General features: G+C 76.8%; 25 protein-coding genes. 19 read left to right on the forward strand and 6 right to left on the reverse strand.

Annotated features, from left to right (window positions below; genetic code table 11):
* Positions 1–20 precede the first annotated feature (20 nt).
* Positions 21–788: an ROK family protein gene (locus P9841_RS15590; RefSeq protein ID WP_283319511.1), complete on the reverse strand. Its 768-nt coding sequence runs from the start codon at positions 786–788 to the stop codon at positions 21–23.
* 43 nt (positions 789–831) lie between these two features.
* Here P9841_RS15590 and P9841_RS15595 point away from each other — a divergent pair, with 43 nt between their 5' ends.
* Both P9841_RS15595 and truA read left to right on the forward strand, forming a co-directional pair.
* Positions 832–2,205: an ADP-ribosylglycohydrolase family protein gene (locus tag P9841_RS15595; protein ID WP_283319512.1), complete on the forward strand. Its 1,374-nt coding sequence runs from the start codon at positions 832–834 to the stop codon at positions 2,203–2,205.
* Positions 2,202–3,179, forward strand: coding sequence for a tRNA pseudouridine(38-40) synthase TruA (truA, locus tag P9841_RS15600; RefSeq protein ID WP_283319514.1), 978 nt, complete (start codon positions 2,202–2,204; stop codon positions 3,177–3,179). The genes P9841_RS15595 and truA overlap by 4 nt, the downstream gene beginning before the upstream one ends.
* A 73-nt stretch (positions 3,180–3,252) precedes the next feature.
* Here the strand turns inward: truA and P9841_RS15605 are convergent, their stop codons facing one another.
* A complete protein-coding gene (locus P9841_RS15605; protein ID WP_283319515.1) occupies positions 3,253–3,672 on the reverse strand; it encodes a DUF5709 domain-containing protein in 420 nt (139 codons plus the stop codon).
* Between the two features lie 87 nt (positions 3,673–3,759).
* On the opposite strand from P9841_RS15605, the gene P9841_RS15610 reads away from it, so the two are divergent.
* The 7 genes from P9841_RS15610 to P9841_RS15640 all read left to right on the forward strand — a co-directional run bounded on the left by P9841_RS15610 (position 3,760) and on the right by P9841_RS15640 (position 11,057).
* Positions 3,760–5,454, forward strand: coding sequence for an ATP-binding cassette domain-containing protein (locus P9841_RS15610; protein ID WP_283319516.1), 1,695 nt, complete (start codon positions 3,760–3,762; stop codon positions 5,452–5,454).
* Between the two features lie 202 nt (positions 5,455–5,656).
* The gene (gene rplM, locus P9841_RS15615) at positions 5,657–6,103 is read left to right on the forward strand and encodes a 50S ribosomal protein L13 (protein ID WP_222170228.1); all 447 of its coding nucleotides are present in this window, start codon (positions 5,657–5,659) and stop codon (positions 6,101–6,103) included.
* A gap of 41 nt (positions 6,104–6,144) precedes the next feature.
* Positions 6,145–6,633 carry a 30S ribosomal protein S9 gene (gene rpsI, locus P9841_RS15620; protein WP_222170227.1) on the forward strand — a complete coding sequence of 163 codons (489 nt, stop codon included), beginning with the start codon at positions 6,145–6,147 and terminating at the stop codon, positions 6,631–6,633.
* Between the two features lie 154 nt (positions 6,634–6,787).
* Positions 6,788–8,137 (forward strand): phosphoglucosamine mutase, encoded by a 1,350-nt coding sequence (gene glmM, locus P9841_RS15625; protein ID WP_283319517.1) that lies wholly within the window; start codon positions 6,788–6,790, stop codon positions 8,135–8,137.
* 2 nt (positions 8,138–8,139) lie between these two features.
* On the forward strand, positions 8,140–8,838 hold the full coding sequence (locus P9841_RS15630) for a peptide deformylase (protein ID WP_283319518.1): 699 nt from the start codon (positions 8,140–8,142) through the stop codon (positions 8,836–8,838).
* 282 nt (positions 8,839–9,120) lie between these two features.
* Positions 9,121–10,215 carry a DedA family protein gene (locus P9841_RS15635; RefSeq protein ID WP_283319519.1) on the forward strand — a complete coding sequence of 365 codons (1,095 nt, stop codon included), beginning with the start codon at positions 9,121–9,123 and terminating at the stop codon, positions 10,213–10,215.
* A gap of 143 nt (positions 10,216–10,358) precedes the next feature.
* Complete coding sequence (locus tag P9841_RS15640) at positions 10,359–11,057, forward strand: hypothetical protein (protein ID WP_283319520.1); 699 nt, start codon at positions 10,359–10,361, stop codon at positions 11,055–11,057.
* A gap of 8 nt (positions 11,058–11,065) precedes the next feature.
* On the opposite strand, the gene coaA is transcribed toward P9841_RS15640, so the two are convergent.
* The gene (gene coaA, locus P9841_RS15645) at positions 11,066–12,028 is read right to left on the reverse strand and encodes a type I pantothenate kinase (protein ID WP_283319521.1); all 963 of its coding nucleotides are present in this window, start codon (positions 12,026–12,028) and stop codon (positions 11,066–11,068) included.
* 108 nt (positions 12,029–12,136) lie between these two features.
* Between coaA and glmS the strand changes: the two genes are divergently transcribed.
* Genes glmS through P9841_RS15660 form a run of 3 tightly spaced genes read left to right on the forward strand, consistent with a single transcriptional unit; the run spans position 12,137 to position 14,663 of the window.
* Entirely contained in the window at positions 12,137–13,993 is a 1,857-nt protein-coding gene (gene glmS / locus P9841_RS15650; protein WP_283319522.1) for a glutamine--fructose-6-phosphate transaminase (isomerizing), read from the forward strand.
* Complete coding sequence (locus P9841_RS15655) at positions 13,993–14,313, forward strand: MazG nucleotide pyrophosphohydrolase domain-containing protein (protein WP_283319523.1); 321 nt, start codon at positions 13,993–13,995, stop codon at positions 14,311–14,313. Before glmS ends, P9841_RS15655 begins: the two co-directional genes overlap by 1 nt.
* Positions 14,310–14,663 (forward strand): holo-ACP synthase, encoded by a 354-nt coding sequence (locus P9841_RS15660; protein WP_222170221.1) that lies wholly within the window; start codon positions 14,310–14,312, stop codon positions 14,661–14,663. Before P9841_RS15655 ends, P9841_RS15660 begins: the two co-directional genes overlap by 4 nt.
* Before the next feature lie 775 nt (positions 14,664–15,438).
* On the opposite strand, the gene P9841_RS15665 is transcribed toward P9841_RS15660, so the two are convergent.
* Together P9841_RS15665 and P9841_RS15670 are read right to left on the reverse strand one after the other, a co-directional pair.
* Positions 15,439–16,377 carry a putative endonuclease domain-containing protein gene (locus tag P9841_RS15665; RefSeq protein WP_283319524.1) on the reverse strand — a complete coding sequence of 313 codons (939 nt, stop codon included), beginning with the start codon at positions 16,375–16,377 and terminating at the stop codon, positions 15,439–15,441.
* A 217-nt stretch (positions 16,378–16,594) separates the two neighbouring features.
* Entirely contained in the window at positions 16,595–17,581 is a 987-nt protein-coding gene (locus tag P9841_RS15670; RefSeq protein WP_283319525.1) for an LLM class F420-dependent oxidoreductase, read from the reverse strand.
* 63 nt (positions 17,582–17,644) lie between these two features.
* On the opposite strand from P9841_RS15670, the gene P9841_RS15675 reads away from it, so the two are divergent.
* The 6 genes from P9841_RS15675 to rimI all read left to right on the forward strand — a co-directional run bounded on the left by P9841_RS15675 (position 17,645) and on the right by rimI (position 23,076).
* Positions 17,645–19,222 (forward strand): bifunctional ADP-dependent NAD(P)H-hydrate dehydratase/NAD(P)H-hydrate epimerase, encoded by a 1,578-nt coding sequence (locus tag P9841_RS15675; protein ID WP_283319526.1) that lies wholly within the window; start codon positions 17,645–17,647, stop codon positions 19,220–19,222.
* Positions 19,223–19,313: 91 nt separating this feature from the next.
* Positions 19,314–19,946 carry a nucleoside/nucleotide kinase family protein gene (locus P9841_RS15680; protein WP_459349150.1) on the forward strand — a complete coding sequence of 211 codons (633 nt, stop codon included), beginning with the start codon at positions 19,314–19,316 and terminating at the stop codon, positions 19,944–19,946.
* Between the two features lie 114 nt (positions 19,947–20,060).
* Positions 20,061–21,239 carry an alanine racemase gene (gene alr / locus P9841_RS15685; protein ID WP_283319527.1) on the forward strand — a complete coding sequence of 393 codons (1,179 nt, stop codon included), beginning with the start codon at positions 20,061–20,063 and terminating at the stop codon, positions 21,237–21,239.
* Complete coding sequence (tsaE, locus tag P9841_RS15690; RefSeq protein WP_283319528.1) at positions 21,236–21,769, forward strand: tRNA (adenosine(37)-N6)-threonylcarbamoyltransferase complex ATPase subunit type 1 TsaE; 534 nt, start codon at positions 21,236–21,238, stop codon at positions 21,767–21,769. Before alr ends, tsaE begins: the two co-directional genes overlap by 4 nt.
* A 93-nt stretch (positions 21,770–21,862) precedes the next feature.
* Entirely contained in the window at positions 21,863–22,564 is a 702-nt protein-coding gene (gene tsaB / locus P9841_RS15695; RefSeq protein ID WP_283319529.1) for a tRNA (adenosine(37)-N6)-threonylcarbamoyltransferase complex dimerization subunit type 1 TsaB, read from the forward strand.
* Entirely contained in the window at positions 22,561–23,076 is a 516-nt protein-coding gene (gene rimI / locus P9841_RS15700) for a ribosomal protein S18-alanine N-acetyltransferase (protein ID WP_283319530.1), read from the forward strand. The genes tsaB and rimI overlap by 4 nt, the downstream gene beginning before the upstream one ends.
* Positions 23,077–23,109: 33 nt before the next feature.
* Here the strand turns inward: rimI and P9841_RS15705 are convergent, their stop codons facing one another.
* On the reverse strand, positions 23,110–23,745 hold the full coding sequence (locus P9841_RS15705; RefSeq protein WP_283319531.1) for a malonic semialdehyde reductase: 636 nt from the start codon (positions 23,743–23,745) through the stop codon (positions 23,110–23,112).
* 105 nt (positions 23,746–23,850) lie between these two features.
* Between P9841_RS15705 and tsaD the strand changes: the two genes are divergently transcribed.
* Complete coding sequence (gene tsaD, locus P9841_RS15710) at positions 23,851–24,909, forward strand: tRNA (adenosine(37)-N6)-threonylcarbamoyltransferase complex transferase subunit TsaD (RefSeq protein ID WP_283319532.1); 1,059 nt, start codon at positions 23,851–23,853, stop codon at positions 24,907–24,909.
* Positions 24,910–24,924: the final 15 nt, after the last annotated feature.

Here is a 24,924-nt window from a genome sequence, read left to right on the forward strand (position 1 = left end):
CCGGACCCCGAGCCGCGCGGTCAGACCCCGAGCTGCCAGGCGCGCACGCCGCCGACGATGCCCGCCTGGTTCGGCACGACCACCACGTCGTCGCCGAGCCGGGCGAGCACCTGCGGGGTGATCTGCCGGGAGTTGCCGCCGCCCAGGTACAGCCGGTCCCAGAGCACGACGGGCCGCAGCCCCTCGACGACCTGCCGCACCCGCCGGGACCAGAGGCCGTCGCCGAGCCGCGCGCGCTGGATCTGCCCGATGTACTCGTCGTAGGTGGTCATCCGGCGCACCGGGGCGTGCGACCACTCCAGGTGCGGGGCGAGCCGTCCGCCGTCGAACAGCGCGGAGCCGAGCCCCGTGCCGAGGGTGAGGACCAGCTCGACCCCGGTGCCGGAGACCACGCCGGCGCCGTGCACCTCGGCGTCGTTGAGCACCAGCGCCGGGACCCCGAGCCGGGCCTCGACGGCGGCCCGCATGTCGTAGCCCGACCAGGCCTCCACGAGCTCCGGGTCGACGCGGGTGTGCGGCCCGGAGCGGGTGACGTAGTGCGGGGTGGCGACGACGACGCCGTGCCGGATCATCCCGGGCATGCCGACGGTCGCCCGGCCGAACGCCGGGAGCCGGCCGGCGATGTCGGCGACGGTGTCGACGAGCCGCGACGGCGGCAGGGGGTAGGGCGTCGGCACGCGGACGGCGGGGGCGTGCAGGGTGCCCGAGGCGTCGAGGACGGAGGCCTTGATGCCCCCGCCCCCGCAGTCGACGGCGAGCGTGTACGGCGCGGGGTCGGGCGTGGGCACCCGACCACGGTAGAGCAGGCGCCCGGCCCGTACCCTCGGGTGCGTGCCCGACCAGCCTCTCCGCACGGACCCCGCCGGGGCGGACCCCGCCGCCCGCCCGCTCGACCGCGGCGTGCTCGAGCGCGCCTCCGGCGTGCTGCTCGCCCAGGCCGCGGGCGACGCGCTCGGGGTGCCGTACGAGTTCGCGGAGCCGCCGGGCGCGGACGAGCTGCCGGTGATGCGCGGCGGCGGGCTCGGCCCGTACGCGCCGGGCGAGTGGAGCGACGACACGCAGATGTCGGTGGTGGTGGCCCGGGTGGCCGCGCGCGGCGGCGGCCTGCGGTCGGAGGCGGAGCTGGACGAGGTCGCCGCGGGGTTCGAGGCGTGGCGCGCGGGCGGCGCGAGCGACGTCGGCACGCAGACCGCCGCGGTGCTCGCGGGTGCGGGTTCCGCGGCGCACCGGGACGCGGGCGGGCCGGCCGCGCGGCTGCGGGCGGCCGCGGCGCAGCTGCACGCGGCCACGGGCCGCACGGCGGGCAACGGCGCGCTCATGCGCACCGGCGTCGTGGGCCTCGTGGCGCTGGACGACCGCGCCGCGACGGCGGCAGCGGCGCGCGCGGTCGCGGAGCTGACGCACCCGGACCCGCTGGCGGGCGACTCGTGCGTGCTGTGGTCGGAGGCGGTACGGCTCGCGGTGGTGGCTGCCCGGCTCGACGTGCACGCCGGGCTGGACCTGCTGCCGCCGGGGCGCCGCGACGCGTGGCGGGCCTGGCTGGACGACGCGGCGTCCCCGCACCCCGCGGCGGACCTGCGCGCGAACGGGTTCACGGTGACGGCGCTCCAGGCGGCCTGGCACGCGATCACCCGGTCGGTCCCGCCGCTGCCCGAGGGGGTCGAGGTGCCCGGCCACGTGCACCTGCCGCTGGCGCTCGCCGCGGCGGTGCGGATCGGCGGCGACACGGACACGGTCGCGGCGGTCGCCGGCGCGCTGCTCGGCGCGCGGTACGGGGCGGGGGCGGTCCCGGACGGGTGGGCGTGGGCGGTGCACGGCTGGCCCGGGCTCGCGGGGCGGCGCCTCGGGGCGCTCGGCCGGGCGACCGCCCAGGGCGGACCCGCGGAGCCGGGGGAGCCGGAGCAGCAGGTCTGCCCGCTGTGCGGCACGCGCGAGCCCTGGTCCGCGCGGTACGCCGGTCACGTCTGCGCCTGGTGCGCGCGGTGGGCGACCGACGCCGCGGGCCGCCCGGTGCGGCTGTTCAACGCGTCGCTGACGGGCGGCTTCACGGCGCAGTACCCGGACGGGACGACGGCGTCCGCGGAGGTGCTCGCGGGCACGGTCTGGGTCGACGGCCGGCCGCTGCGCGCCGGGGAGGCCCGGTTCGGCGGGACGGTGGTGCAGCTCCCCGCGGGCGAGGCGCCGGGCGCGGTGGTGGTCCCGTGACGACGCCGGCAGCGGGACCGACGCCGGCGCCGGCACGCACGCCGGCACCGGCGACCGGCGCGCACCCGACCCCGGACGCGCCCCCGGTCCGCGTCCGCGTCGACCTCGCGTACGACGGCACCGGCTTCGCCGGCTGGGCGCGGCAGCCCGGGCTGCGCACGGTGCAGGGCGTGGTCGAGGACGGCCTGGCGCTCGTGCTGCGGGCGGAGCACCGGGGGGACCCGCCGCCGCGCGTGACGGTCGCGGGGCGCACCGACGCCGGCGTGCACGCGCGCGGCCAGGTGCTGCACGTGGACGTCCCCGCGGACGCCTGGGCGGCGGTCCCGGGCCGCTCGGACCGCACGCCGGCGCGGTCGCTGCTCACGCGGCTCGGCGGCGTGCTGCCGGACGACGTCGTCGCGACCGCCGTGCGCGAGGCCCCCGAGGGGTTCGACGCCCGGTTCTCGGCCGTGGCGCGCCGCTACGTCTACCGGGTGTGCGACGACCCGGCCCTGCGCGACCCGCTGCGCCGGCACCACGTGCTGTGGACGCGCCGCCCGCTCGACGTCGACGCGATGCACGCCGCCGCGCAGCAGGTGCTCGGGCGGCACGACTTCGCGGCGTACTGCAAGCCGCGCCCGGGTGCGACGACCATCCGCACCCTCGACGAGCTCACGTGGGAGCGGCCGCTCGAGGGACCGGACGCGGGCCTGGTGGTCGCGACCGTGCGCGCCGACGCGTTCTGCCACTCGATGGTGCGGGCGCTGGTCGGCGCGAGCCTGGCCGTCGGGGAGGCGCGGCGCCCGGTCGGCTGGCCCGCGGAGCTGCTCGTCGGCGGCCGCCGCGACCCGGGCGGTGCGGTCGTCGCGGCGCACGGCCTCACGCTGGAGGAGGTCGTCTACCCGCCGGACGACGAGCTGGCCGCCCGGCAGCTCCGGACGCGCGCCCCGCGCTCGGCGGACGACGTCGACCGGCACCCGCTGCGCCGGGGCTGACACCGCCGGGGGGCTGGACGCCGGGGCTCCACCACGCGCCGCCGGCCGCGCGACCGGCCGGGCGGTGCGGAGGTCAGTCCTCCTCGTCGACCACGTGGACCGCGGCCTCCTCGGCGCTCGCCGCGCCGCCGCTCACGCCCGCGTCGATCGCGAACTGGTCGTTGCCGCCTGACTCCACGGCGTCGTCGTCCTCCAGCAGGCGGCCGGCGCGGTCGGGCTCGCGCGAGGGGTCCGGCGCCCGGTCGGGGTCGTCCCACACGTCGGGCTCCTCCTGCGCGACGCGCTGGTCGAGCGTCTCGCCGCGGGACTCCTCCCAGGGCGTCTCGCCCCAGTGCGCCGACGCCGGCCGGGGCCGGTCCGGCGGGGAGTAGCCCTCGTCCAGCAGGTCGTCGACGCCGCGGTCGAGCAGCGTGTCCTCCTCGGGCAGCTGGTCGGCGTCGCCCTCGGCGCCGGTGGCGGCGTCGGTGCTCGTGGCAGGGGTGTTCTCGGTCATGGAACGAGCGTGGCACCGCCGCCCGCCCGCTGCCACCGCACGGAATCGGCTTGGGACCGGGCCGCTGCACCTGGGACGATCGGCCGCATGGGTCATCTCGAGGTGCACGACGTGCGCTACGTGCTCCCCGACGGCCGGCCGCTGCTGGGCGGCGTGGACCTGCGGGTCGGCGAGGGGCAGCGCACGGCGCTGGTCGGGCCGAACGGTGCCGGCAAGTCGACGCTGCTGCGCATCGTGGCGGGCGACGAGCAGCCGCACGACGGCGCGGTGGTGCGCACCGGCGGGCTGGGCGTGATGCGGCAGGACGTGGGCCGCATCGCCGACGACCGCTCGGTGCGGGACCTGCTCGCGTCGCTGGCCACCGGCGCGGTCGGGGCCGCGGCGGCGGAGCTGACGGCCGCCGAGCTGCTCATGATGGAGGTCGACGACGAGCCCGCGCAGATGCGGTACGCGCAGGCGCTGGCGGACTGGGCGGACGTCGGCGGCTACGAGGTCGAGGCGGACTGGGACCGCGTCACGGACGCCGTCCTGTCGATCCCGTTCGACCGGGCGCAGCACCGCAGCGTGCGGACCCTGTCCGGCGGGGAGCAGAAGCGGCTGGTGCTCGAGGCGCTGCTGCGGGGCCCGCAGGAGGTGCTGCTGCTCGACGAGCCGGACAACGCGCTGGACGTGCCGACCAAGCGCTGGCTGGAGCAGCGGCTGCTGGAGAGCCCGAAGACGGTGCTGCTCGTCAGCCACGACCGGGAGCTGCTCTCCCGGGTCCCCACGCACGTCGCGACGCTGGAGCCCGCGCGCACCGGGGCGACCGTGTGGGTGCACGGCGGCACGTTCACCACGTACACCGAGGCCCGCGAGGCCCGGCGCGAGCGGCTGGCCGAGCTGGCCCGGCGCTGGGACGAGGAGCACGCCAAGCTCGTCACGCTGGTGAACACCCTCAAGACGAAGGCCGCGTTCAACGACGGCCTGGCGTCGCGCTACTCGGCCGCCCAGACGCGGCTGCGCAAGTTCGAGGAGGCCGGCCCGCCCGAGGTGGTGGCGCACGACCAGCACGTCCGGGTCCGGCTGCGCGGCGGGCGGACGGCCAAGCGGGCGGTGGTCGCGGAGCAGCTCGAGCTCACGGGGCTGATGCGGCCGTTCGACCTCGAGGTGTGGTTCGGCGAGCGCGTGGCGGTGCTCGGGTCGAACGGGTCGGGCAAGTCGCACTTCCTGCGGCTGCTGGCGGCCGGCGGGACGGACCCCCAGCCCGAGCGGGCCCCGGCCGACGGCGAGCCGCCGGTCGACCCCGTGGCGCACACCGGCGTCGCCCGGCTGGGCTCGCGGGTCGTCCCCGGGTTCTTCGCGCAGAACCGGCAGCACGCGCAGGACGCGGCGTTCGCCGGCCGCACGCTGCTGGAGATCCTGCACCGCGGCGAGGGCCGGCGGCCGGGCATGGGCCGGGAGCCCGCGAGCAAGGCGCTGGACCGCTACGAGCTGGTGGCCTCGGCCGAGCAGCGGTACGAGACGCTGTCCGGCGGGCAGCAGGCCCGGTTCCACATCCTGCTGCTCGAGCTGGGCGGCGCGACCCTGCTGCTGCTCGACGAGCCGACCGACAACCTCGACCTGCACTCCGCGGAGGCGCTCGAGGCGGGGCTGGCGGCGTTCGAGGGCACGGTGCTCGCCGTCACGCACGACCGCTGGTTCGCCCGCGGGTTCGACCGGTTCCTCGTGTTCGGCGAGGACGGTGCGGTCGTCGAGACGCCGGAGCCCGTGTGGGACGCGGGCCGGGTGGCCCGGGTGCGCTGAGCCGCCGTCGGGTGACGCAGGCCGCTTTGACCGGCCTCCCGGCGGCGGCTACCCTGGTGAGTCGTTGTGCGTTCGTCTGCGTCGACCTGGTGCGTTCCCACTCACCGGTCCGCGGAGGGCGCACGGACGGTACTCATCGGCTGACCCCGGCTTCTACGGGATTGCCGTGGACACAGTCAGAGACATAGAGAAGGCAACGACCGTGCGCACGTACACCCCGAAGCCCGGCGACGTCCAGCGGAACTGGTACGTCATCGACGCGACCGACGTCGTCCTGGGTCGCCTGGCCACCCACGTCGCCACGCTGCTGCGTGGCAAGCACAAGGCGACCTTCGCCCCCCACGTGGACGGCGGCGACTTCGTCATCGTCATCAACGCGGACAAGGTCGCGCTGACCGGCAACAAGCGCGAGGCCAAGCTCGCGTACCGCCACTCCGGCTACCCGGGCGGTCTGCGGGCCGTCGCGTACTCCGACCTGCTCGCCAAGCACCCCGAGCGTGCGGTCGAGAAGGCCGTGCGCGGCATGCTCCCGAAGACCTCGCTGGCCCGCCAGCAGCTCTCCAAGCTGAAGGTCTACGCGGGTGCCGAGCACCCGCACGCCGCCCAGCAGCCGAAGCCCTTCGAGATCACCCAGGTCGCGCAGGGCTGACGCCCGCGAGGACATCCGAGACAGGACGCGAGGACACACCAGTGGCCGAGACCACGGTCGACATCGACCTTGAGGGCGGCGAGACGCCCAGCAGCTACACCTCCGAGACCAGCGCGCCGGCTGGCCGCGGCCAGAGCCTGACGGCTCCCGGCCAGGCCCTGGGCCGCCGCAAGGAGGCGATCGCCCGCGTGCGCCTGGTGCCCGGCACCGGCCAGTGGAAGATCAACGGCCGCACCCTCGAGGAGTACTTCCCGAACAAGGTGCACCAGCAGCTCGTGAACTCCCCGCTGAAGCTGGTCGACGTCGAGGGTCGCTTCGACGTCATCGCCCGCATCAGCGGCGGCGGCGTGACCGGCCAGGCCGGCGCGCTGCGCCTGGGCATCGCCCGCGCGCTCAACGCCATCGACGCCGAGCACAACCGCCCGGCGCTCAAGAAGGCCGGGTTCCTGACCCGCGACGCCCGCGTGGTGGAGCGCAAGAAGGCCGGTCTCAAGAAGGCCCGCAAGGCGCCGCAGTACTCGAAGCGCTGATCCGTTCAGCCACGGCCGATGGCCCCGGGGGTCCGACCCCCGGGGCCATCGGCCGTTCTGCGTGCCCACCTCGGGCACGCGGCGTGTCGGTGCGGCACGCTCTGGCACGATGCAGGGGTCCGCGAGCAGCGGCCGACGACGAAGGGGCCCGTTGATGGGACGACTGTTCGGCACCGACGGGGTGCGAGGACTGGCCAACCGGGACGTCACGGCGGAGGTCGCGCTGGACCTGTCCGTCGCCGCGGCGCACGTGCTGGCGTCGCGCGGGGAGTTCGCCGGCCACCGGCCGCGGGCCGTCGTGGGCCGTGACCCGCGCGCGTCGGGGGAGTTCCTGTCCGCCGCCGTGGCCGCGGGCCTGGCGAGCGCGGGCGTCGACGTGCTCAACGTCGGCGTGCTGCCGACGCCGGCCGTCGCGCACCTCACGGGTGCGCTCGACGTCGACCTGGGCGTCGTGCTGTCCGCGTCGCACAACCCGATGCCGGACAACGGGATCAAGTTCCTCGCGCGCGGCGGCCACAAGCTCGACGACGAGCTGGAGGACGCCATCGAGCAGCGCCTGCGGGAGGACTGGGAGCGCCCGGTCGGCGCCGACGTCGGCCGCATCCGCTCCGACACCGGCCGCGCGGGCGAGCAGTACGTCGAGCACCTGGTCTCGACCCTCAGCCACGACCTGGCCGGGCTGCGCGTCGCGGTCGACTGCGCGAACGGCGCCGCCAGCGAGGTCGGTCCCGCGGCGCTGCGGGCCGCGGGCGCCGACGTGGTCGTCATCAACGCCTCGCCGGACGGCCGCAACATCAACGAGGCCTGCGGCTCCACGCACCCCGAGCAGCTCCAGGCGGCGGTCGTCGCCTCGGGGGCGGACCTCGGCGTCGCGTTCGACGGCGACGCGGACCGCTGCCTCGCGGTCGACCACACCGGGGCCCTGGTCGACGGCGACCAGATCATGGGGGTGCTGGCGCTCGACCTGCGGGACCGCGGCGCCCTGGCCCACGACACGCTGGTCGTCACCGTCATGAGCAACCTCGGCCTGCGCCTGGCCATGCAGGCCGCCGGGGTGCGCACCGTCGAGACGGCGGTCGGGGACCGCTACGTGCTCGAGGCGATGCGCGCGCACGGCTACAGCCTCGGCGGCGAGCAGTCCGGGCACGTCATCCTCGCGGACCACGCGACGACGGGCGACGGCACCCTCACCGCGCTGCAGCTCGCGTCGCGCGTCGCGGCCACGGGCCAGAAGCTCAGCGAGCTGGCCGCGGTCGTGCGGCGGCTGCCGCAGACGCTGGTCAACGTGCGCGGCGTCGACAAGGACCGCGCGGCCTCCGACGAGCACGTCGCCGCCGCGGTGGGCGCCGCGCAGGCCGCGCTCGGGTCCACCGGGCGGGTGCTGCTGCGGTCCTCCGGGACCGAGCCGCTGGTGCGCGTGATGGTGGAGGCCGGGACGCAGGAGCACGCGGACCGGGTCGCGGCGCAGCTCGCCGACGTGGTGCGCGACCGGCTGGCGCTCTGACCGTGGCCACCGGGCCGGGTGCGGTCCCCGCGGCGCGCTGGCCCGCGTCGCTGGTCCGGGAGCGCGTGGACCTGCTGCTCGAGGCCGCGCAGGCGGCGCCCGGCGGGACGGTGCCGATCGTGCAGGCGGGCCACCCCGCGCTGCGGATGCGGGCGGTGCCGTACGACGGGCAGCTCGACGCCACGACGCTCGACGCGCTGGTGGCGGTCATGCGCCGCACCATGCACGCGGCTCCCGGCGTCGGCCTCGCCGCCCCCCAGGTCGGCCTGCCCCTGGCGCTGGCGGTGCTCGCCGACCCGGGCGCGGCGGGCACCGAGTCCGGCACGGTGCGGGAGCGGCCGGAGCTGCCGTTCCGCGTCCTCGTCAACCCGGCGTACGGACCCGTGCCGGGCGAGCAGCCGGAGCGCGTGGCGTTCTACGAGGGCTGCCTCAGCGTCACCGGCTACCAGGCGGTCGTGCCCCGGCTGCGGCGGTTGCGGCTCACCGGGGCGGACGAGCGCGGCACGCCCCTGGACGAGGTCGTCCAGGGGTGGCCCGCGCGGATCGTCCAGCACGAGACCGACCACCTGAACGGCACGCTCTACCTCGACCGCGCCCACCTGCGCTCGCTCTCGGCCACCGACGAGCTCGGTGCGCACTGGGCCTCGGAGCCGCGGCCCGCGGAGGCGGCGCGCACGCTCGGCTTCCCCCTCGAGGGCTGATCCCGCCCGTTCACGCAGCGGCCACGCAATCGCCGTGACCGCTGTCGGTGGTGCGTGCTGCACTGGTGGTCCGGGTCCGTCGCGAGGGGGACCCCGGGCCGGTGGAAGTCGGTCCGCGGGGCGATGCCGGCCGGTAGCGCCCCGGGGAACCATGGGGGGAGGACCAGGGGGGACTCGGGGGTGTCCCCCATGTCGCACCGGGTGGCGGCTGCCTAGCGTGGACGTCGTCCTCGCGGCCCGCCGGTGCCGTCGACGCCCACCACGACCAGGAGCTGATGACACGTGCTGCAGGACTGGATCAGCGCCATCGAGGGCTGGATACCCGCCCTCGCGGACTCGCTGTGGGTCTACCCGGCGCTGACGCTGTTCGCGCTCGTCGACGGCTTCTTCCCGCCCATCCCGAGCGAGTCGGTCGTCATCGGCCTCGCGTCCCTGTCGGTCTCGCACGGCGCCCCGAACCTCGCGCTCATCGCGCTGGCCGGTGCGCTCGGGGCGTTCGCCGGCGACCAGATCGCGTACACGATCGGCTCGCAGGTCGACGTGCACCGGCTGCGCATCTTCCGGTCGGAGCGCGGGCGCAGGACGCTCGCGTGGGCCGAGCACGCCCTGGAGCACCGCGGCTCGTCGTTCATCCTCGCGGCGCGGTACATCCCGGTGGGACGCGTGGCGGTCAACATGACGGCGGGCGCGCTGCGCTACCCGCGCCGGCGGTTCGTCGGTCTCACGGCGCTCGCCGCGGTCACCTGGGCGGGCTACGGCACGGCGGTCGGCGTCGGGGCCGGGGTGTGGCTGGAGTCGCACCCGCTCGTCGCCGTCGTGGCGGGCGTCGTGGTCGGCACCCTGGTCGGCGTGGCGATCGACTGGGTGCTGCGACGCTGGACGGGACTGGGCCGCGCGGTCACCGTGGGCGCGCCGACGCAGGGCGGGCCGGAGGCCGAGGCCGACGGGACCGACGCCTCCCGACCGGACGGGCGCGGTGCCGGCACGCCGGGCCCGGGTGCGGCCGGTCCGGGGGTGCAGGCCCCCGGGACGTCGGCGTCCGGGGCGGGCGCCGCGGACGCCGGTCCGGGCGGGGGCACGGCCGGCAGCGGGGCCGGGGCCGGGCCGGCGGCGTCGGGACCGGGGGCACCGGGTGGCCCGGGTGCCCAGGGGGCTCCGGGTGCTCCGGGCGCCCCGGGCGGGGGTCCTCCCGGCCCCGGCACGCCGGACGGCCGCCGCCCGGGGGCCGACCCGCGGCGCCCGCCCGGCTCGTCACGGGTGCCCGTGGCGCCGCTGCCGGACGCCGACGCCCCCGTCCGGCCCGCCGCGCTCGCGGTCGCGCCGGCCGAGGCGGGCGCGCGGGTCACGTCCCGGCAACGATCCGGGCCCGCACGCTAACGATCCGGTCACTGCGCCGGTCCGCCGCCTGACCCGCACCTAGGCTCGTCCCGGGCCACGACGGAGTCGCCCCCAGCGACGGAGGCCGGGCAGGAGCCCGGTCCTCCGTCCCAGGGCAGCACGGGCGACGAAGGGCGGGGACCATGACGGCACCTCATGCCCGCACGCCCGCGACCGGCCCGTCGCCCGGCGACCCGCACCGCGCCGCAGTGCCGTCGCGGCAGCCCGCGCGCCGTCGACGGCCGGCGGCCCTGCTGCTCGCCGCCACGGCCGCCGGAGTGCTCGCCGCGTGCTCCGCCGGTGCGGACGCCGCCGGGTCGTCCGCGGTCGCCCCGCTGCCGTCGGACACCGACGTGGCGCGCGCCGCCGACTGCCTCGCGCCGCAGGTGCTCGCCTCGCTCGGGTTCGCCGCGGACGAGTACGACCGCGCGCCCCACCCCGACGCGCCGGACCCCGCGCCCCTCCCCGACGGGTTCGCGGCCGCCTCCGCCGTCCTGTGCAGCACGGGCGAGACCCTCACGGACGCCGCGGGGCGGTGGGCCGCGGTGACCGCCACCCGGCTGGAGGGCGACGTCGGGCCGCTGGTCGCCGCCCTCACCGCGCCGGTCGCCGCGCCCGCCGCGGACGCCGGCCCGCCCCGGTGCGACGGCGGCGCCGGGCGCTCCGACCTGTGGCTGGTCGACGCGCTCGGGTCCGCGGTCCGGGTGCCGCTGCCGCGGTCGGGCTGCGACCCGCTCCCCGGGGCGGTGCGGGACGGGATCACCGCGCTGGACGTCGTGGACGTCGAGCGCTACCCGGTGGCGCTGGTCGCCCCGTCGGCCTCGGCGTCGCCCACCCGCTGACGCCCGCGTCAGAGCTTGCGGAGCCGCACCCGCCGCACGGAGTGGTCGCTGCCCTTGGTCAGCACGAGCGTCGCGCGGCTGCGGGTCGGGAGGATGTTGCGCACCAGGTTCGGGGCGTTGATCGCGTCCCAGATGCCCTCCGCGCGCGCCACGGCGTCCTCGTCGCTCAGGGCCGCGTAGCGGTGGAAGTACGACTCCGGGCGTGCGAACGCCGTGGAGCGCAGCGAGAGGAACCGCTCGACGTACCACTGGCGGACGTCCTGCGTGCGGGCGTCCACGTAGATCGAGAAGTCGAAGAAGTCGCTCACGGCGAGGTTCGAGGTGCTCGACGTCCCCGCGGCGGACGGCGCGGGCTGCAGCACGTTCAGCCCCTCGACGATCAGCACGTCCGGGCGGCGCACCACGACCTCGGCCCCCGGGACGATGTCGTAGGTGACGTGGTCGTACACCGGGGCCCGCACCTCGGCCTCACCCGCCTTCACGCGGGAGACGAACTGCAGCAGCGCGCGCCGGTCGTACGACTCCGGGAAGCCCTTGCGGTCCATGAGCCCGCGACGCTCGAGCTCCGCGTTCGGGTGCAGGAACCCGTCCGTCGTCATGAGCGCCACGTTCGGCGTCGCCGGCCAGCGGGCCATCAGCTCGCGCAGCAGCCGGGCGGTCGTCGACTTCCCGACGGCCACCGACCCCGCCACGCCGATCACGAAGGGGGTCCGCGGCGTGTCCTCCCGCAGGAACGTCGAGGACGCCGCGTGCAGGCGCCGGGTCGCGGTGACGTACAGGTCGAGCAGGCGCGACAGGGGGCGGTAGATCGCGTCCACCTCGGCCAGGTCGATCGGGTCGCCCAGGCCGCGCAGCCGCGTCACGTCGGCGTCGGTCAGCGGCAGCGGGGTGGACTCGGACAGCCGGACCCAGGCCTCCCGGTCCAGCTCCACGTAGGGCGACGGCGACACGGGGACGTCGGTGGCTCGCACCCGACGATTCTGCACGATGGGCGCGGGTGCGCCCGTCGGCGCGGTGTCCCGCCGTCGTCCCTCCCGCGGCGGCCGGTGCGAGGGGCCGCCCCGGCTAGACTCGCCGCCATGTGTGGAATCGTCGGGTACGTCGGTGACCATCGGCCGGACGGGCAGCCGCTCGAGGTCGTGCTGGAGGGTCTGCGCCGGCTGGAGTACCGCGGGTACGACTCCGCGGGCGTCGCGCTCGTCCCGGGGGACGGCACCCTCGCGACCGCCAAGAAGGCCGGCAAGCTGGGCAACCTCGTCGCGCTCCTCGAGGAGCAGCCGCTGCCCGCCGCCTCGGCCGCGATCGGCCACACCCGGTGGGCGACCCACGGCGGCCCGACCGACGTCAACGCGCACCCCCACGTCGCCGGCCGCATCGCCCTGATCCACAACGGGATCGTCGAGAACTACGCCCTGCTCAAGGATGAGCTGCTGGCGGACGGCGCCGAGCTGCTCTCCGAGACCGACACCGAGGTGGTCGCGCACCTGCTGTCCCGCGCGTACGACGAGACCAAGGACCTCGGCGACGCGATGCGGCTGGTCGTGCGCCGGCTGCACGGCACGTTCACCCTGCTCGCCGTGCACGCCGACCACCCGGACACCGTCGTCGGCGCCCGGCACGACTCCCCGCTGGTCGTCGGGCTCGGCGAGGGCGCCAACTACCTCGGCTCCGACGTCGCCGCGTTCATCGCGCAGACCCGCCGGGCCCTCGAGCTCGCGCAGGACCAGGTCGTCGTCATCACGCCGCGCAGCGTGACCGTGACGGACTTCGACGGCAACGCCGCCGAGGGCCGCGAGTACGTCGTCGACTGGGACGCCGCCGCCGCCGAGAAGGGCGGGTTCCGCTCCTTCATGGAGAAGGAGATCGCGGACCAGCCGCAGGCCGTGCACGACACGCTGCTCGGGCGCACCGACACCCGGGGGCGCCTGGTCCTCGACGACATGAAGATCGACGAGTCCGTGCTGCGGTCGGTCGACAAGATCATCGTCATCGCGTGCGGCACCGCCGCCTACGCCGGCCACGTCGCCAAGTACGCGATCGAGCACTGGTGCCGCGTGCCCGTCGAGGTCGAGCTCGCGCACGAGTTCCGCTACCGCGACCCCATCGTCAACGCGCGCACGCTGGTCGTCGCGATCTCCCAGTCCGGCGAGACCATGGACACCCTCATGGCCATCCGGCACGCCCGGGAGCAGGGCGCCAAGGTGCTGGCGATCTGCAACACCCACGGGTCGACCATCCCGCGCGAGTCCGACGCGGCGCTCTACACGCACGCCGGCCCCGAGGTCGCGGTGGCGTCGACCAAGGCGTTCCTCGCGCAGATCACCGCCGCGTACCTGCTGGGCCTGTACCTCGCGCAGCTGCGGGGCAACAAGTTCGCGGACGAGATCGGCGAGATCCTCGAGGACCTGCGCGCCATGCCCGCCAAGATCCAGGAGGTCCTGGACCGCGCCGGCCGCGTCCGGGAGATCGCCCGCTGGATGGCCGACACCTCCTCCGTGCTGTTCCTCGGCCGGCACGTCGGCTACCCGGTGGCGCTCGAGGGCGCCCTCAAGCTCAAGGAGCTCGCGTACATCCACGCGGAGGGCTTCGCGGCCGGCGAGCTCAAGCACGGCCCGATCGCGCTCATCGAGCCCGGCCAGCCGGTGTTCGTCATCGTGCCCTCGCCGCGCGGCCGCGACTCGCTGCACTCGAAGGTCGTGTCGAACATCCAGGAGATCCGGGCCCGCGGCGCCCGCACGCTGGTCATCGCGGAGGACGGCGACGACGCGGTGAAGGCGTACGCGGACGAGGTGTTCTTCGTGCCGCAGAGCCCGACGCTGCTCGCGCCGCTGCTGTCCGTGGTGCCGCTGCAGGTGTTCGCGTGCGAGCTCGCGACCGCCCGCGGCCTCGACGTCGACCAGCCCCGCAACCTCGCGAAGTCCGTCACGGTCGAGTAGTGGAGCTGCGGGCCGCGCAGGCCGACGTCGAGGCGGTCTCCCGCGCCTACGCGCGCCTGCACGGCATCCAGCGGACCGACGACTGGCTGCTGCTCAAGCTCGGCGAGGAGGTCGGCGAGCTCACGCAGGCGTACCTCGCGGCGACCGGCCGGTCCCGGCGGCCCGTCGCGGAGGGCGAGGCCGCGGTGCGGGCCGAGCTCGCCGACGTCCTCGCGCACGTGCTGCTGCTCGCCACCCGGCTCGAGGTCGACCTGGACGCCGCCCTGGAGGAGAAGTGGGGCCGCTGGCGTCCCCTCGTCGAGGAGCAGGACCGCCCGTGATCGTCGGGGTCGGCATCGACGTCGTCGACGTCGCGCGCTTCATGGCGACGGTCGAGCGGGTGCCCGCGCTGCGGGAGCGGCTGTTCACGGCGGAGGAGCGCGACCTCGCCCCCTCGTCGCTGGCCGCGCGGTTCGCGGCCAAGGAGGCCATCGCGAAGGCCCTCGGAGCGCCGGGCGGCATGTCGTGGCAGGACGCGACCGTGCGCCGCGTCCCCGGCGGGCCGCCGGAGGTCGAGGTGGTCGGCACGGTCGCGGCGCGGGCGGCCGAGCTCGGCGTCGCGCGGTTCCACCTGTCGATCTCCCACGACGCGGGCATCGCCTCCGCGATGGTGGTCGCCGAGTCCGCCTGACCCGGCCCGCGCCCTGCGCGCGCCGCCGAGAGGCCAGGACACGCCCGAGTTCGCGCTGTCGCGTCGGCATGTCCTGGCCTCTCGACGCCGCGCAGCGCGCGCGTGCGCTGTGCGTGCCCGCGCGCTGCGCGTGTGCGCGTGTTCTGCGTGTGCGTGTGCGTCTGCGCTGACCGTGCGCTCGCGCTGTGCGCGGCTCGCTGCCTCCGCGCCGAGACTCCAGGACGCGCCCGGGTTTCGTGCGGCTGCGTCGGCGTGTCCTGGCCTCTCGACGCTGCGCATCGCGCGTGAGTGCTGTGCGTGCCCGCGCGCTGTGCGTGTGCTGCGTGTGCGTGTGCTCGCGCTGTGCGCGGCTCGCTGCCTCCGTGCCGAGAGACCAGGACGCGCCCGGGCTTCGTGCGGCTGCGTCGGCGTGTCCTGGTGTCTCGGTGTGGGAAGCGAGCGGGACGGAGGGCTCGGGTACGGGGGCAGGCGGGTCGTGTAGGTGGGCGGGAAGGTCGGTTTCGTGGATGGCGGGTTGGGTACATGGGGCTGCGCGGGCACGCGGGGTCGAGAGGGCCGGCACGGGAGCCGGCGGATCGGTGGGGCCGGAACGGGAGCCGGCGGATCGGTGGGGCCGGAACGGGAGCCGGCGGGTCGGCAGGTCGGGCACGGGGGTCGGCGGGTCGGTGGGGCGGGCACGGGGCCGGTGGGTCGGCAGGTCGGGCACGGGAGCCGGTGGGTCGGCAGGTCGGGCACGGGAACCGGCGAGGGGGCGTCGGACCGAGGGGCGGGCGCGTCAGCGGGCGTGGGGCGGCCAGGGGTCGCCGGCGCGGTGCGGGCCGAGCGCGGCGCGGATCCAGGCGAGGGCGCGGGCCGGCGCACGGACGTCGTCGGCGGTGCACGTGATGACACGCCAACCCTCGTGCTCGAGGGCCTGCCGGCGCGCGACGTCGCGACGCCACGTCCGGGCGTCGGTGCGGTGCACGTCGCCGTCGTACTCGACGGCGAGGCGGCGGGCCGGGTAGCTGAGGTCGGGCAGCGCCACGAAGCGCCCGTCCGCGTCGAGCACCGGCCGGTTCACCTCGGGGCAGGGCAGCCCGTCGCGCACCAGCGTCAGTCGGAGCCGGGTCTCCTGGCACGAGTCGGTCCCGGCGCGGAGCAGCGGCAGCGCGCGCCGTAGCCGTCGCAGTCCGCGCGCACCGGCGTCCAGCCCCTCGACGGCCCTCGTCAGCTCGGGCAGCCCGACGCGGGCGTCCCGGCGACGGAGCAGTGCGTCTCCGGCGACGACGAGCTCGTCCACGTCCAGCTCCCCGGCGAGCTGGACCCAGAGCCGCGGCGCGGTGACGGCGGGGATGCCCCCGACGAGCACGACCGGCGCTCGCGGTCCCGACCGGCGGTGGCCCACGACGCCCCGGCGACGCGGCGGACGGGCGCCGGACCCGACCTCGACGTGCACGTCGTCCGGTCGCCGCAGACCGCGCGGGCGGTCGACGCCGAGCAGGTCGAGGGCCGTCGTGTGGCTGAAGACGGCCTGGGGCGGCAGCACGGGCAGGAGCTCCCGGCAGCGGGCGAGCAGGTCCGCAGGGGAGGGACCGGTGGCGCGCAGGCCGCGCGCCGGTCGTCGTAGCGCCGGGTCGCGCAGGTCCCGGGACGACAGCCCTGCGGCGCGACCCTCCGCGACCGTGAAGGACCGCCCGGCGAGGTCGTCGGGGAGAGCGGGCGCGGACCGGACCATGCGCCGGACCCTCTCGCACGGCAGCTCGACCACGCACATCGCCTGCCCCACCCTGTGGACGACCTCCCGCGACCGCAGCGCCCCGTCCGCGTCCCGGCACGACCGAGAGTCCAGGACACGCCGGCGATCTCGACGGATCCCGGGCGTGTCCTGGACTCTCGGTGAGCGGGTGAGCGGGTGAGCGGGTGAGCGGGTGAGGCGGTGAGCGGGCGCGCGGTCAGCGCAGGGCCGGGACGACCTCGCGCTCGAACAGCTCGATGCCCGAGCGGTCGTACGCCGCCTCGGCGAAGTACGTGATGGCGTACGTCATGCCGAGGGCCTCGAGCTCGCGCAGCTTCTCGACGATCTGCTCCGGCGTGCCGACCAGCGGGCCGTTGCGGAACTCCTCGGCGACGCCCGGCGCCTTGTCCGGCACGGTGCGTGCGTAGTGCTCCTCGACCCACGCGATGCGGTCGTCCACCTCGGCCTCGGTCGCGCCGATCACGACGTTGTAGTTGGCCGAGCGCGTGATCTCGTCGTAGTTGCGGCCGATCGCCGCGCAGTGCTCCTGCAGGACCTGCGACTTGTGGGCGAATCCGGCGGGCGTGCCGTCGAAGTTCGTGTACTGCGCGTGCTCGGCCGCGATCCGCAGCGTCTTGCGCTCGCCGCCGCCGGCGATCCACAGCGGCGGGCCGTCGACCTGGAGCGGCAGCGGGGAGAGCTGCGCGCCGTCGACCTGGTAGTGCGCGCCGTCGAGGGTCGCGACCCCGTTGGTCCAGAGCTGCTTCATGATCTGGACGCCCTCGTCCAGCATCGCGATCCGCTCGCCGGCGCGCGGGAAGCCGTAGCCGTAGGCGCGCCACTCGTGCTCGTACCAGCCGGCGCCGATGCCCATCTGGACGCGGCCGCCGGAGATGACGTCCGCCGTGGTCGCGACCTTCGCGAGGTAGGCGGGGTTCCGGTACGCCATGCAGGTGCACATCTGCCCGAGCTTCACGCGGCTCGTCGTGGCGGCGTACGCGTTCATGAGGCTCCAGGCCTCGTGCGTCGCCTCGCCGTTGGGCTCGGGGACGGCGTGGAAGTGGTCGTAGACCCAGATGGAGTCGAACGTGTCGCCGTCGTCGGCGTGCCGGGCGAGCCCGTTCATGACGGACCAGTGCTCGGCCGGCTCGATGCCGGTGAGGTCCTGCCGCCAGCCCTGGGGGATGAAGAGTCCGAAGCGCATGGGGCCGAACCTATCGCCGCCGGAGCCTGAGCGCCGCGCGACGAGGTCGGCCAGGATGGACGCATGATCATCGGGTACCCGGCGGCCCAGGTGCGTGCGGCGGAGGAGCCGCTGCTCGCGCGTGGCGTGCCGCTCATGCAGCAGGCGGCGGGCGGGCTCGCGACGCGGGTCCTGGCGGAGCTGGTGTCCCGCCGGGGCGCGGTCCGCGGGGCCACCGTGGTGACGCTGGTCGGCTCCGGGAACAACGGGGGCGACGCGCTGCACGCGGGTGCGGTCCTCGCCCGGCGGGGCGTGCGGGTGGTGGCGCTGTGCACGACGGGGACGCCGCACGCGGAGGGGCTGGCGGCGCTGCGGCGGGCCGGCGGGCGTGCGGTGCGCGTCGGGGACGCGAGGGACGCGGGGGACGGACGCCCGGGGGCGGGGGACGGGCCGGACCTGCCGGTCGTCTGGCTCGGTGACGCGGTCGCCGAGGCGTACGCCGCGGACGTCGTCCTCGACGGGCTGCTCGGCATCGGCGGCCGGGGCGCCCCGCGAGGCGTCGCCGGCCTGCTCACCGCCCTGCTCGCGGAGCTGCTCGCCGACGAGGGGTCCCCGGACGCACCCGGGCCGCTGGTCGTCGCCGTCGACGTGCCGAGCGGGATCGGGGTGGACGACGGCTCGCTGCCGGACGGCCCCGTGCTCCCCGCGGGGCTGACGGTGACGTTCGGGACGGCGAAGCCCGGGCTGCTGCTGCCCCCGGCGTCACGGCTGGCGGGGCGGCTCGCCGTCGTGGACCTGGGGCTGCCGCTGCCGGGCGCCCCGGCCGTCGCGCGGCTGGGGCCGGCCGACGTCGCCGCGCTGTGGCCGGTGCCCGGCCCGGGCGACCACAAGTACAGCCGCGGCGTGCTGGGCGTGGTGGCGGGCACGCCCACGTACCCCGGGGCGGCGGTGCTCTGCGTGTCCGCCGCTGTGCGGGCGGGAGTCGGGATGGTCCGGTACGTCGGGCCGGCGGCGGTGCGGCGCGCGGTCCTGGCGGCGCGCCCCGAGGTCGTCGCCGGCGAGGGCCGGGTGCAGGCCTGGCTGCTCGGCCCCGGGGTCGACCCCGCGCACGCGAAGCAGGCCCGCCGGGTCGGGGACGCGCTCGAGCGCGCGCTGACCGAGGGGCAGCCGGCGGTGCTCGACGCGGGGGCCCTGGCCCTGGCGCCCGAGACGCTCGCCCCGTGGTGCGTCCTCACCCCGCACGCCGGGGAGCTGGCGGCCCTGCTCACCCGCCTCGGCGAGGACGTGGACCGCGCGGCGGTGACGGCGGAGCCGCTGCGGTGGGCCCGCCGCGCCCACGAGCGCACCGGGGCGACGGTCCTGCTGAAGGGCAGCACCACGGTGGTCGCCGGTGCGGGCGGGGCGGTGTTCGCGCAGGCGGACGCGCCGGGGTGGCTCGCGACCGCCGGGTCGGGCGACGTGCTGGCGGGGCTGCTCGCCGCGCTGCTCGCGGGCCGGGCGGGCGACGTGCTCGCCGACCCCCCGCTCGCGGCCGCGCTCGCGGCGGCCGCCGCGCTCGTGCACGGGCACGCCGCGTCCGCCGCGGTCCCCGGCGGCCCCGTCGCGGCGCTGGACGTCGCGCACGCCGTGCCCGCCGTCGTGGCAGGGTTGCTCCGTGGCTGAGGACACCGACGTCGACCCGACCGGCACCACCGGCACCACCGGCTCGAACGGCACCGCCCGCGCCGCCGGGGCGGACCCCGTGCTCCCGCCGCTGCGGGACGACCTGCACCGCCGGGTCGCCGCGCTGCTCACCCCGGAGCCGGGCACGGACCGGCCGGCGCGCCGGCTGCTCGGGATCGCGGGGCCGCCCGGGGCCGGCAAGTCGACGCTGTCGGCCCAGATCCTCGCCGCGTTCGCGGGCTCGTGCGTCGTCGCCCCGATGGACGGGTTCCACCTGGCGCAGACCGAGCTGGAGCGGCTCGGGCGGCAGGACCGCAAGGGCGCCCCGGACACGTTCGACGCGGCCGGGTACGTCGCGCTGCTCCGGCGGCTGCGCGCGGCCGTACCCGGCGAGACGGTGTACGCGCCCGAGTACCGGCGCGACCTGCGCAACGGGATCGCCGGGGCGATCGCCGTCCCGGCCGACGTGCCGCTCGTCATCACGGAGGGCAACTACCTGCTGCTGGACGACCACGGGTTCGGCCCGGTGCGGGGCCTGCTCGACGAGTGCTGGTACGCCGAGCTGCCGGAGTCCGTGCGGGCGGAGCGGCTGGTGGCGCGTCACCGGCTGTTCGGCAAGGCCCCGGAGGCCGCGTACGCCTGGACCCACGGCCCGGACCAGCGCAACGCCGACCTCGTCGCCGGCACCCGCGACCGCGCGGACGTGGTGGTGACGGTCGACTGAGGGCCGGGCGCGTCGCGCCGGGAGGGCCCTGTCGGTGCGCCCGCCCGCGCCGGATCGGACCGGCTCGCGCCGGCTCACGTCGGCCCGTGCGCCCGCCGGTGGGAGACTGGGGCGGTGAGCCTGTTCCCCGCCCGCGCCGTGGTCGACCTCTCGGCGATCCGCGACAACGCCCGCACCCTCGGGGACCTCGCGCCGACGGCCCAGGTGATGGCGGTCGTCAAGGCGGACGCGTACGGCCACGGCCTGGTGCCGGTCGCGCGCGCCGCGGTGCAGGGCGGCGCGACGTGGCTCGGGGTGGCGCAGCTCGGCGAGGCCCTCGCCCTGCGGGAGGCGGGGATCACCGCCCGCGTGCTCACCTGGTTGTACGCCCCCGGCGCGCCGCTGACCGAGGCCGTCGCCGCGGACGTGGACCTGTCGGTCGCCGCCCCGTGGGCGCTCCAGGAGGTCGCCGCGTCGGCGCGCGTCACGGGCCGGACGGCGCGCGTGCACCTCAAGGTCGACACGGGCCTGGGCCGCAACGGTCTGACCCCGGCGGACCTGCCCGAGGTGCTCGACGCGGCCCTGCGGCTGGAGGCCGAGGGCGTGCTGCGGGTGGTCGGCCTGTGGTCGCACCTCGCGTTCGCCGACGAGCCGGGGCACCCGACGCTGCACCGGCAGGCGGCGGCGCTGCGGGCGGCGGCGGACGACGCGGAGGCGCGCGGCGCGCGGCTCGAGGTCCGCCACATCGCGGCGTCGGCGTCCACGCTCACCGACCCCGAGCTGCACCTGGACCTGGTGCGGCCCGGCATCGCGCTGTACGGGCTCACCCCCGTGCCGCAGCTCGGCGGCCCGGAGCGGTTCGGGCTGCGCCCGGCGATGACCGTCGAGGCCGAGCTGGCGACCGTGAAGCGGGTCCCCGCCGGCCACGGCGTCTCCTACAGCCACCACTACGTCACGGACCGCGAGACGACGCTCGGCGTGGTGCCGCTCGGGTATGCGGACGGCGTGCCGCGGCACGCCTCCGGCGTCGACGGCGCGCCCGGGGCCCCGCTGGGCGTGCACGGGCGGCGGCTCGCGATCGCCGGCCGGGTCTGCATGGACCAGGTCGTGGTGGACCTGGGACCCGACGCCACCGAGTCCGCGGGCGACGTGGTCGAGCTGTTCGGCACGGGCGCCGACGGCGGCCCCACCGCGCAGGACTGGGCGGAGGCGTGCGGCACCATCTCCTACGAGATCGTGACGCGGCTCGGCGCCCGCGTCCCGCGCGTGCACGTGGACCCCGAGGCGCCGGGCGGCACGGGAGGAGAACGGTGAGCGGGCAGGACGGGACGACGACGGTGGCCGAGGTCGCGGTGGAGCTGGCGGACGCGGACGCGACGCGCGCGTACGGCGCGGCGCTCGCGGGGCTGCTGCGGCCGGGCGACCTGGTGGTGCTGACCGGCGACCTCGGCGCCGGCAAGACGACCCTCACGCAGGGGATCGGGCAGGGGCTGCACGTGCGGGGCGCGGTCGCGTCGCCGACGTTCGTCATCGCCCGGGTGCACCCGCCGCTGCCGCGCGACGACGGCACGACCGGCCCGGCCCTGGTGCACGTCGACGCGTACCGGCTCGGATCGCTCGACGAGGTCGACGCGCTCGACCTGGACGCCTCCCTGGACGAGTCCGTGACCGTCGTGGAGTGGGGGGCGGGCCTCGTGGAGTCGCTGGCCGCCGACCGGCTCGAGGTCGCGCTGCGGCGCCCCCGCGGTGCGGTGGCGGACGCCGAGGACGCCGCCGCCGGGGTCCGGACCGTCACGGTCCGCGCACATGGCGACCGCTGGCACGGCGTGCCGCTGCCCGGCTGACGGCCGGCGCCACCCGGACGCCCGTCCGACCCCGAACCCCCGACCACGCCCCGGGCCGTCCCGCCCGGACCCCACCCGGAAGGAACCCCACCGGTGCCCGTCCTCGCGCTCGACACCTCCGCCGCTGCGTCCGCCGCCGTCGTCGACGACGCGGGCCGCACCCTCGCCACCCGTTCGTCCGGGGAGACGCGCCGGCACGCCGAGGCCCTCACCCCGCTGCTCGACGCGGTGCTGGCGGAGGCCGGCGTGGCGCGCACGGAGCTCACGGCGGTCGTCGCCGGGACCGGGCCGGCTCCCTTCACGGGGCTGCGCGTCGGGCTCGTCACGGCCCGGACGCTGGGACTGGCGCTGGGGGTCCCGGTGCACGGCGTGTCCTCCCTCGACGCCCTGGCGCTCGCGACGGTCCGCGCGCTGCAGCCGGCGGGGGAGGTGCTCGTGGTCACCGACGCGCGGCGCCGCGAGGTGTACTGGGCGCGCTACCGGGCGGTCGTGGGCGCGGGCACGGACGCGACCGTCGAGGTGGTCGACGGCCCGGGGGTGGACGCGCCCGCGGACGTCGCGGCCCGGGAGGTCGAGGGGCTCGTGGTGGCGGGCGCCGGCACCGCGCTGTACCCGGAGCTGCTGCCGGCCACGCCGGGGACGCCGGCCGACGTCGACCCGGCCGACCTCGCGCGCGTCGCCCTGGCGCGGCTCGCGGTCGCGGGCGAGGGCACCGTCCTGCCGACGGAGCCGCTGTACCTGCGCCGGCCGGACGCGGTGCCGCCGGCCCCGGGCAAGCGGGTGCTGGGGTCGTGACCGTGCGGCTGCGGCCGCTGGTGCCCGCCGACCTGGACGACCTGGAGGCGATGGAGCACGCGCTGTTCGGCGCGGGCGCGTGGTCGCGGGCGTCGCTCGCGGAGGAGCTGGACGGGGCGGGGCGCTGGTACGTGGGGGCCGAGGACGCCGCGGGTCGACTCGTCGGGTACGCGGGCCTGTGGTTCGACGGCTGGGACGCCCAGGTCATGACCATCGGCACCCGGCCGGACGCGCAGGGCCGCGGCGTGGGGCGCGCCCTGCTGGACGCCCTGCTGGGCCGCGCGCGCGAGCTGCGCGCCGGGGACGTCCTGCTGGAAGTGCGGGTCGACAACGAGCCGGCGCTGCGGCTGTACGAGCGCGCGGGGTTCGAGCGGTTCGGCCGGCGCCGCGGCTACTACCAGCCGGAGAACGTGGACGCCTGGACGATGCGGCTGCGCCTGGCGGGCGCCGCGCCGGCCGGCGGGGACGACGCGGGCAGGGATGACGCGGGCGGGCAGCCGGCGTCGCTGTGACGCGGCTGCCCGCCCGTGACGGTGCGGGACGGCTCAGACGGTACGGGCGACGTCCTCGAAGTCGAGGCGCGTCTGGCGGGGGTGCGACGCGGGCACGCCGAGGCCCTCGCGGTCGGCGGGCTCGGTGCCGACGTTCATGACGATGATCGAGCGCCACGACGTGCCGGCGAACAGGTCGGCGTCGAGCCCGGCGGCGTCGAAGCCGGTCATCGGGCCGACGTGCAGCCCGGCCGCGCGCAGGCCGACGATGAGGTAGCCGGCCTGCAGGAACGCGTTGTCACGGGACATGCGCTCGCGGACCGCCTCGGCCCCGGCGAGGTTGTCGCGCGCGCCGGCCATGTGCGGCGCGAGCCGGGGCAGGTGCTCGTGGAAGTCGAGGTCGGCGGCCACGACGATGCTGAGCGGCGCGAGCTGGGTCTTGGCCTTGTTGCCGTCGGCCATGTGCGTCACGAGGCGCTCGCGGGCCTCCGGGGTGCGCACGAGGAGCAGCCGCAGCGGCAGGGTGTTCATCGCGGTGGGGCCCCAGCGGACGACGTCCCACACGGCGCGGACCTGCTCGTCGGTGACCTCGCCGTCGGCGAAGCTGTTGACGGTGCGGGCGGACCGGAACACGAGGTCGGCGATCTCGGCGGGGACGCGGAGCTCGCTCGGGGCGGTGTCGATGCTCATGACTGGTTGAATCCGCAACCAATCCGGGGCATTCCGGTTGCCTGAGTGAACCGTGTCACACGGCGCCCGCGGAACGCTCCCGCAGCCCGACCTAGGATGGTCCCCATGCCCGAAGCGCCGCTCGTCCTGGGGATCGAGACGTCCTGCGACGAGACCGGGGTCGCCCTGGTCCGCGCCCACCCCGACCGCAGCGAGCTGCTGGTCGACGCCGTCGCGTCCTCGATGGACGAGCACGCGCGATTCGGCGGGATCATCCCCGAGATCGCCTCCCGCGCCCACCTCGAGGCGATGGTGCCGACCGTCGAGCGCGCGCTCCACGAGGCGGGCGTGACGCTCGCGGACGTCGACGCGGTCGCCGTGACCGCCGGCCCGGGGCTCGTCGGGTCGCTGACCGTCGGCACCGCCGCCGCCAAGGCGCTCGCCTACGGCCTCGGCAAGCCGCTGTACGGCGTCAACCACGTCATCGGCCACGCCGCCGTCGACGAGCTCGTGCACGGCCTGTTCCCCGACCGGGTCATGGCGCTCGTCGTCTCCGGCGGGCACTCCAGCCTGCTGCTGGTCGACGACGTCGTCACCGGCGTGCACGAGCTGGGCTCCACGCTCGACGACGCCGCGGGCGAGGCGTTCGACAAGGTGGGCCGCCTGCTCGGCCTGCCGTACCCCGGCGGCCCCCACATCGACCGCCTGGCGCGCGAGGGCGACCCGACGGCGATCCGGTTCCCGCGCGGGCTGACGGCCGCGAAGGACCAGGAGAAGCACGCGTACGACTTCTCGTTCTCCGGGCTCAAGACGGCCGTGGCCCGCTGGGTCGAGGCGCGGCAGGACGCCGGCGAGGAGATCCCGCTGGAGGACGTCTCCGCGTCGTTCGCGGCCGCGGTGGCCGACGTGCTCACCGCCAAGACCATCGCGGCGTGCCGGCGGCACGGCGTGGACACGCTCGTCGTCGGCGGCGGGTTCTCCGCCAACTCCCAGCTGCGCGACCTCGCGGCCGAGCGCTGCGCGGAGGCCGGCATCGAGCTGCGCATCCCGCCCATCCGGTACTGCACCGACAACGGCGCGATGATCGCCGCGCTCGGGGCCGCGGTGGTCCGGCGCGGGCTGCCCGCCTCGGACTTCGGCATCGGCGTGGACTCGACGATGCCGCTGGAGACCGTGACGGTCTGAGACCGGCGTCCCGGC

This window comes from Cellulomonas sp. ES6, from assembly GCF_030053835.1.
GTDB lineage: Bacteria > Actinomycetota > Actinomycetes > Actinomycetales > Cellulomonadaceae > Cellulomonas.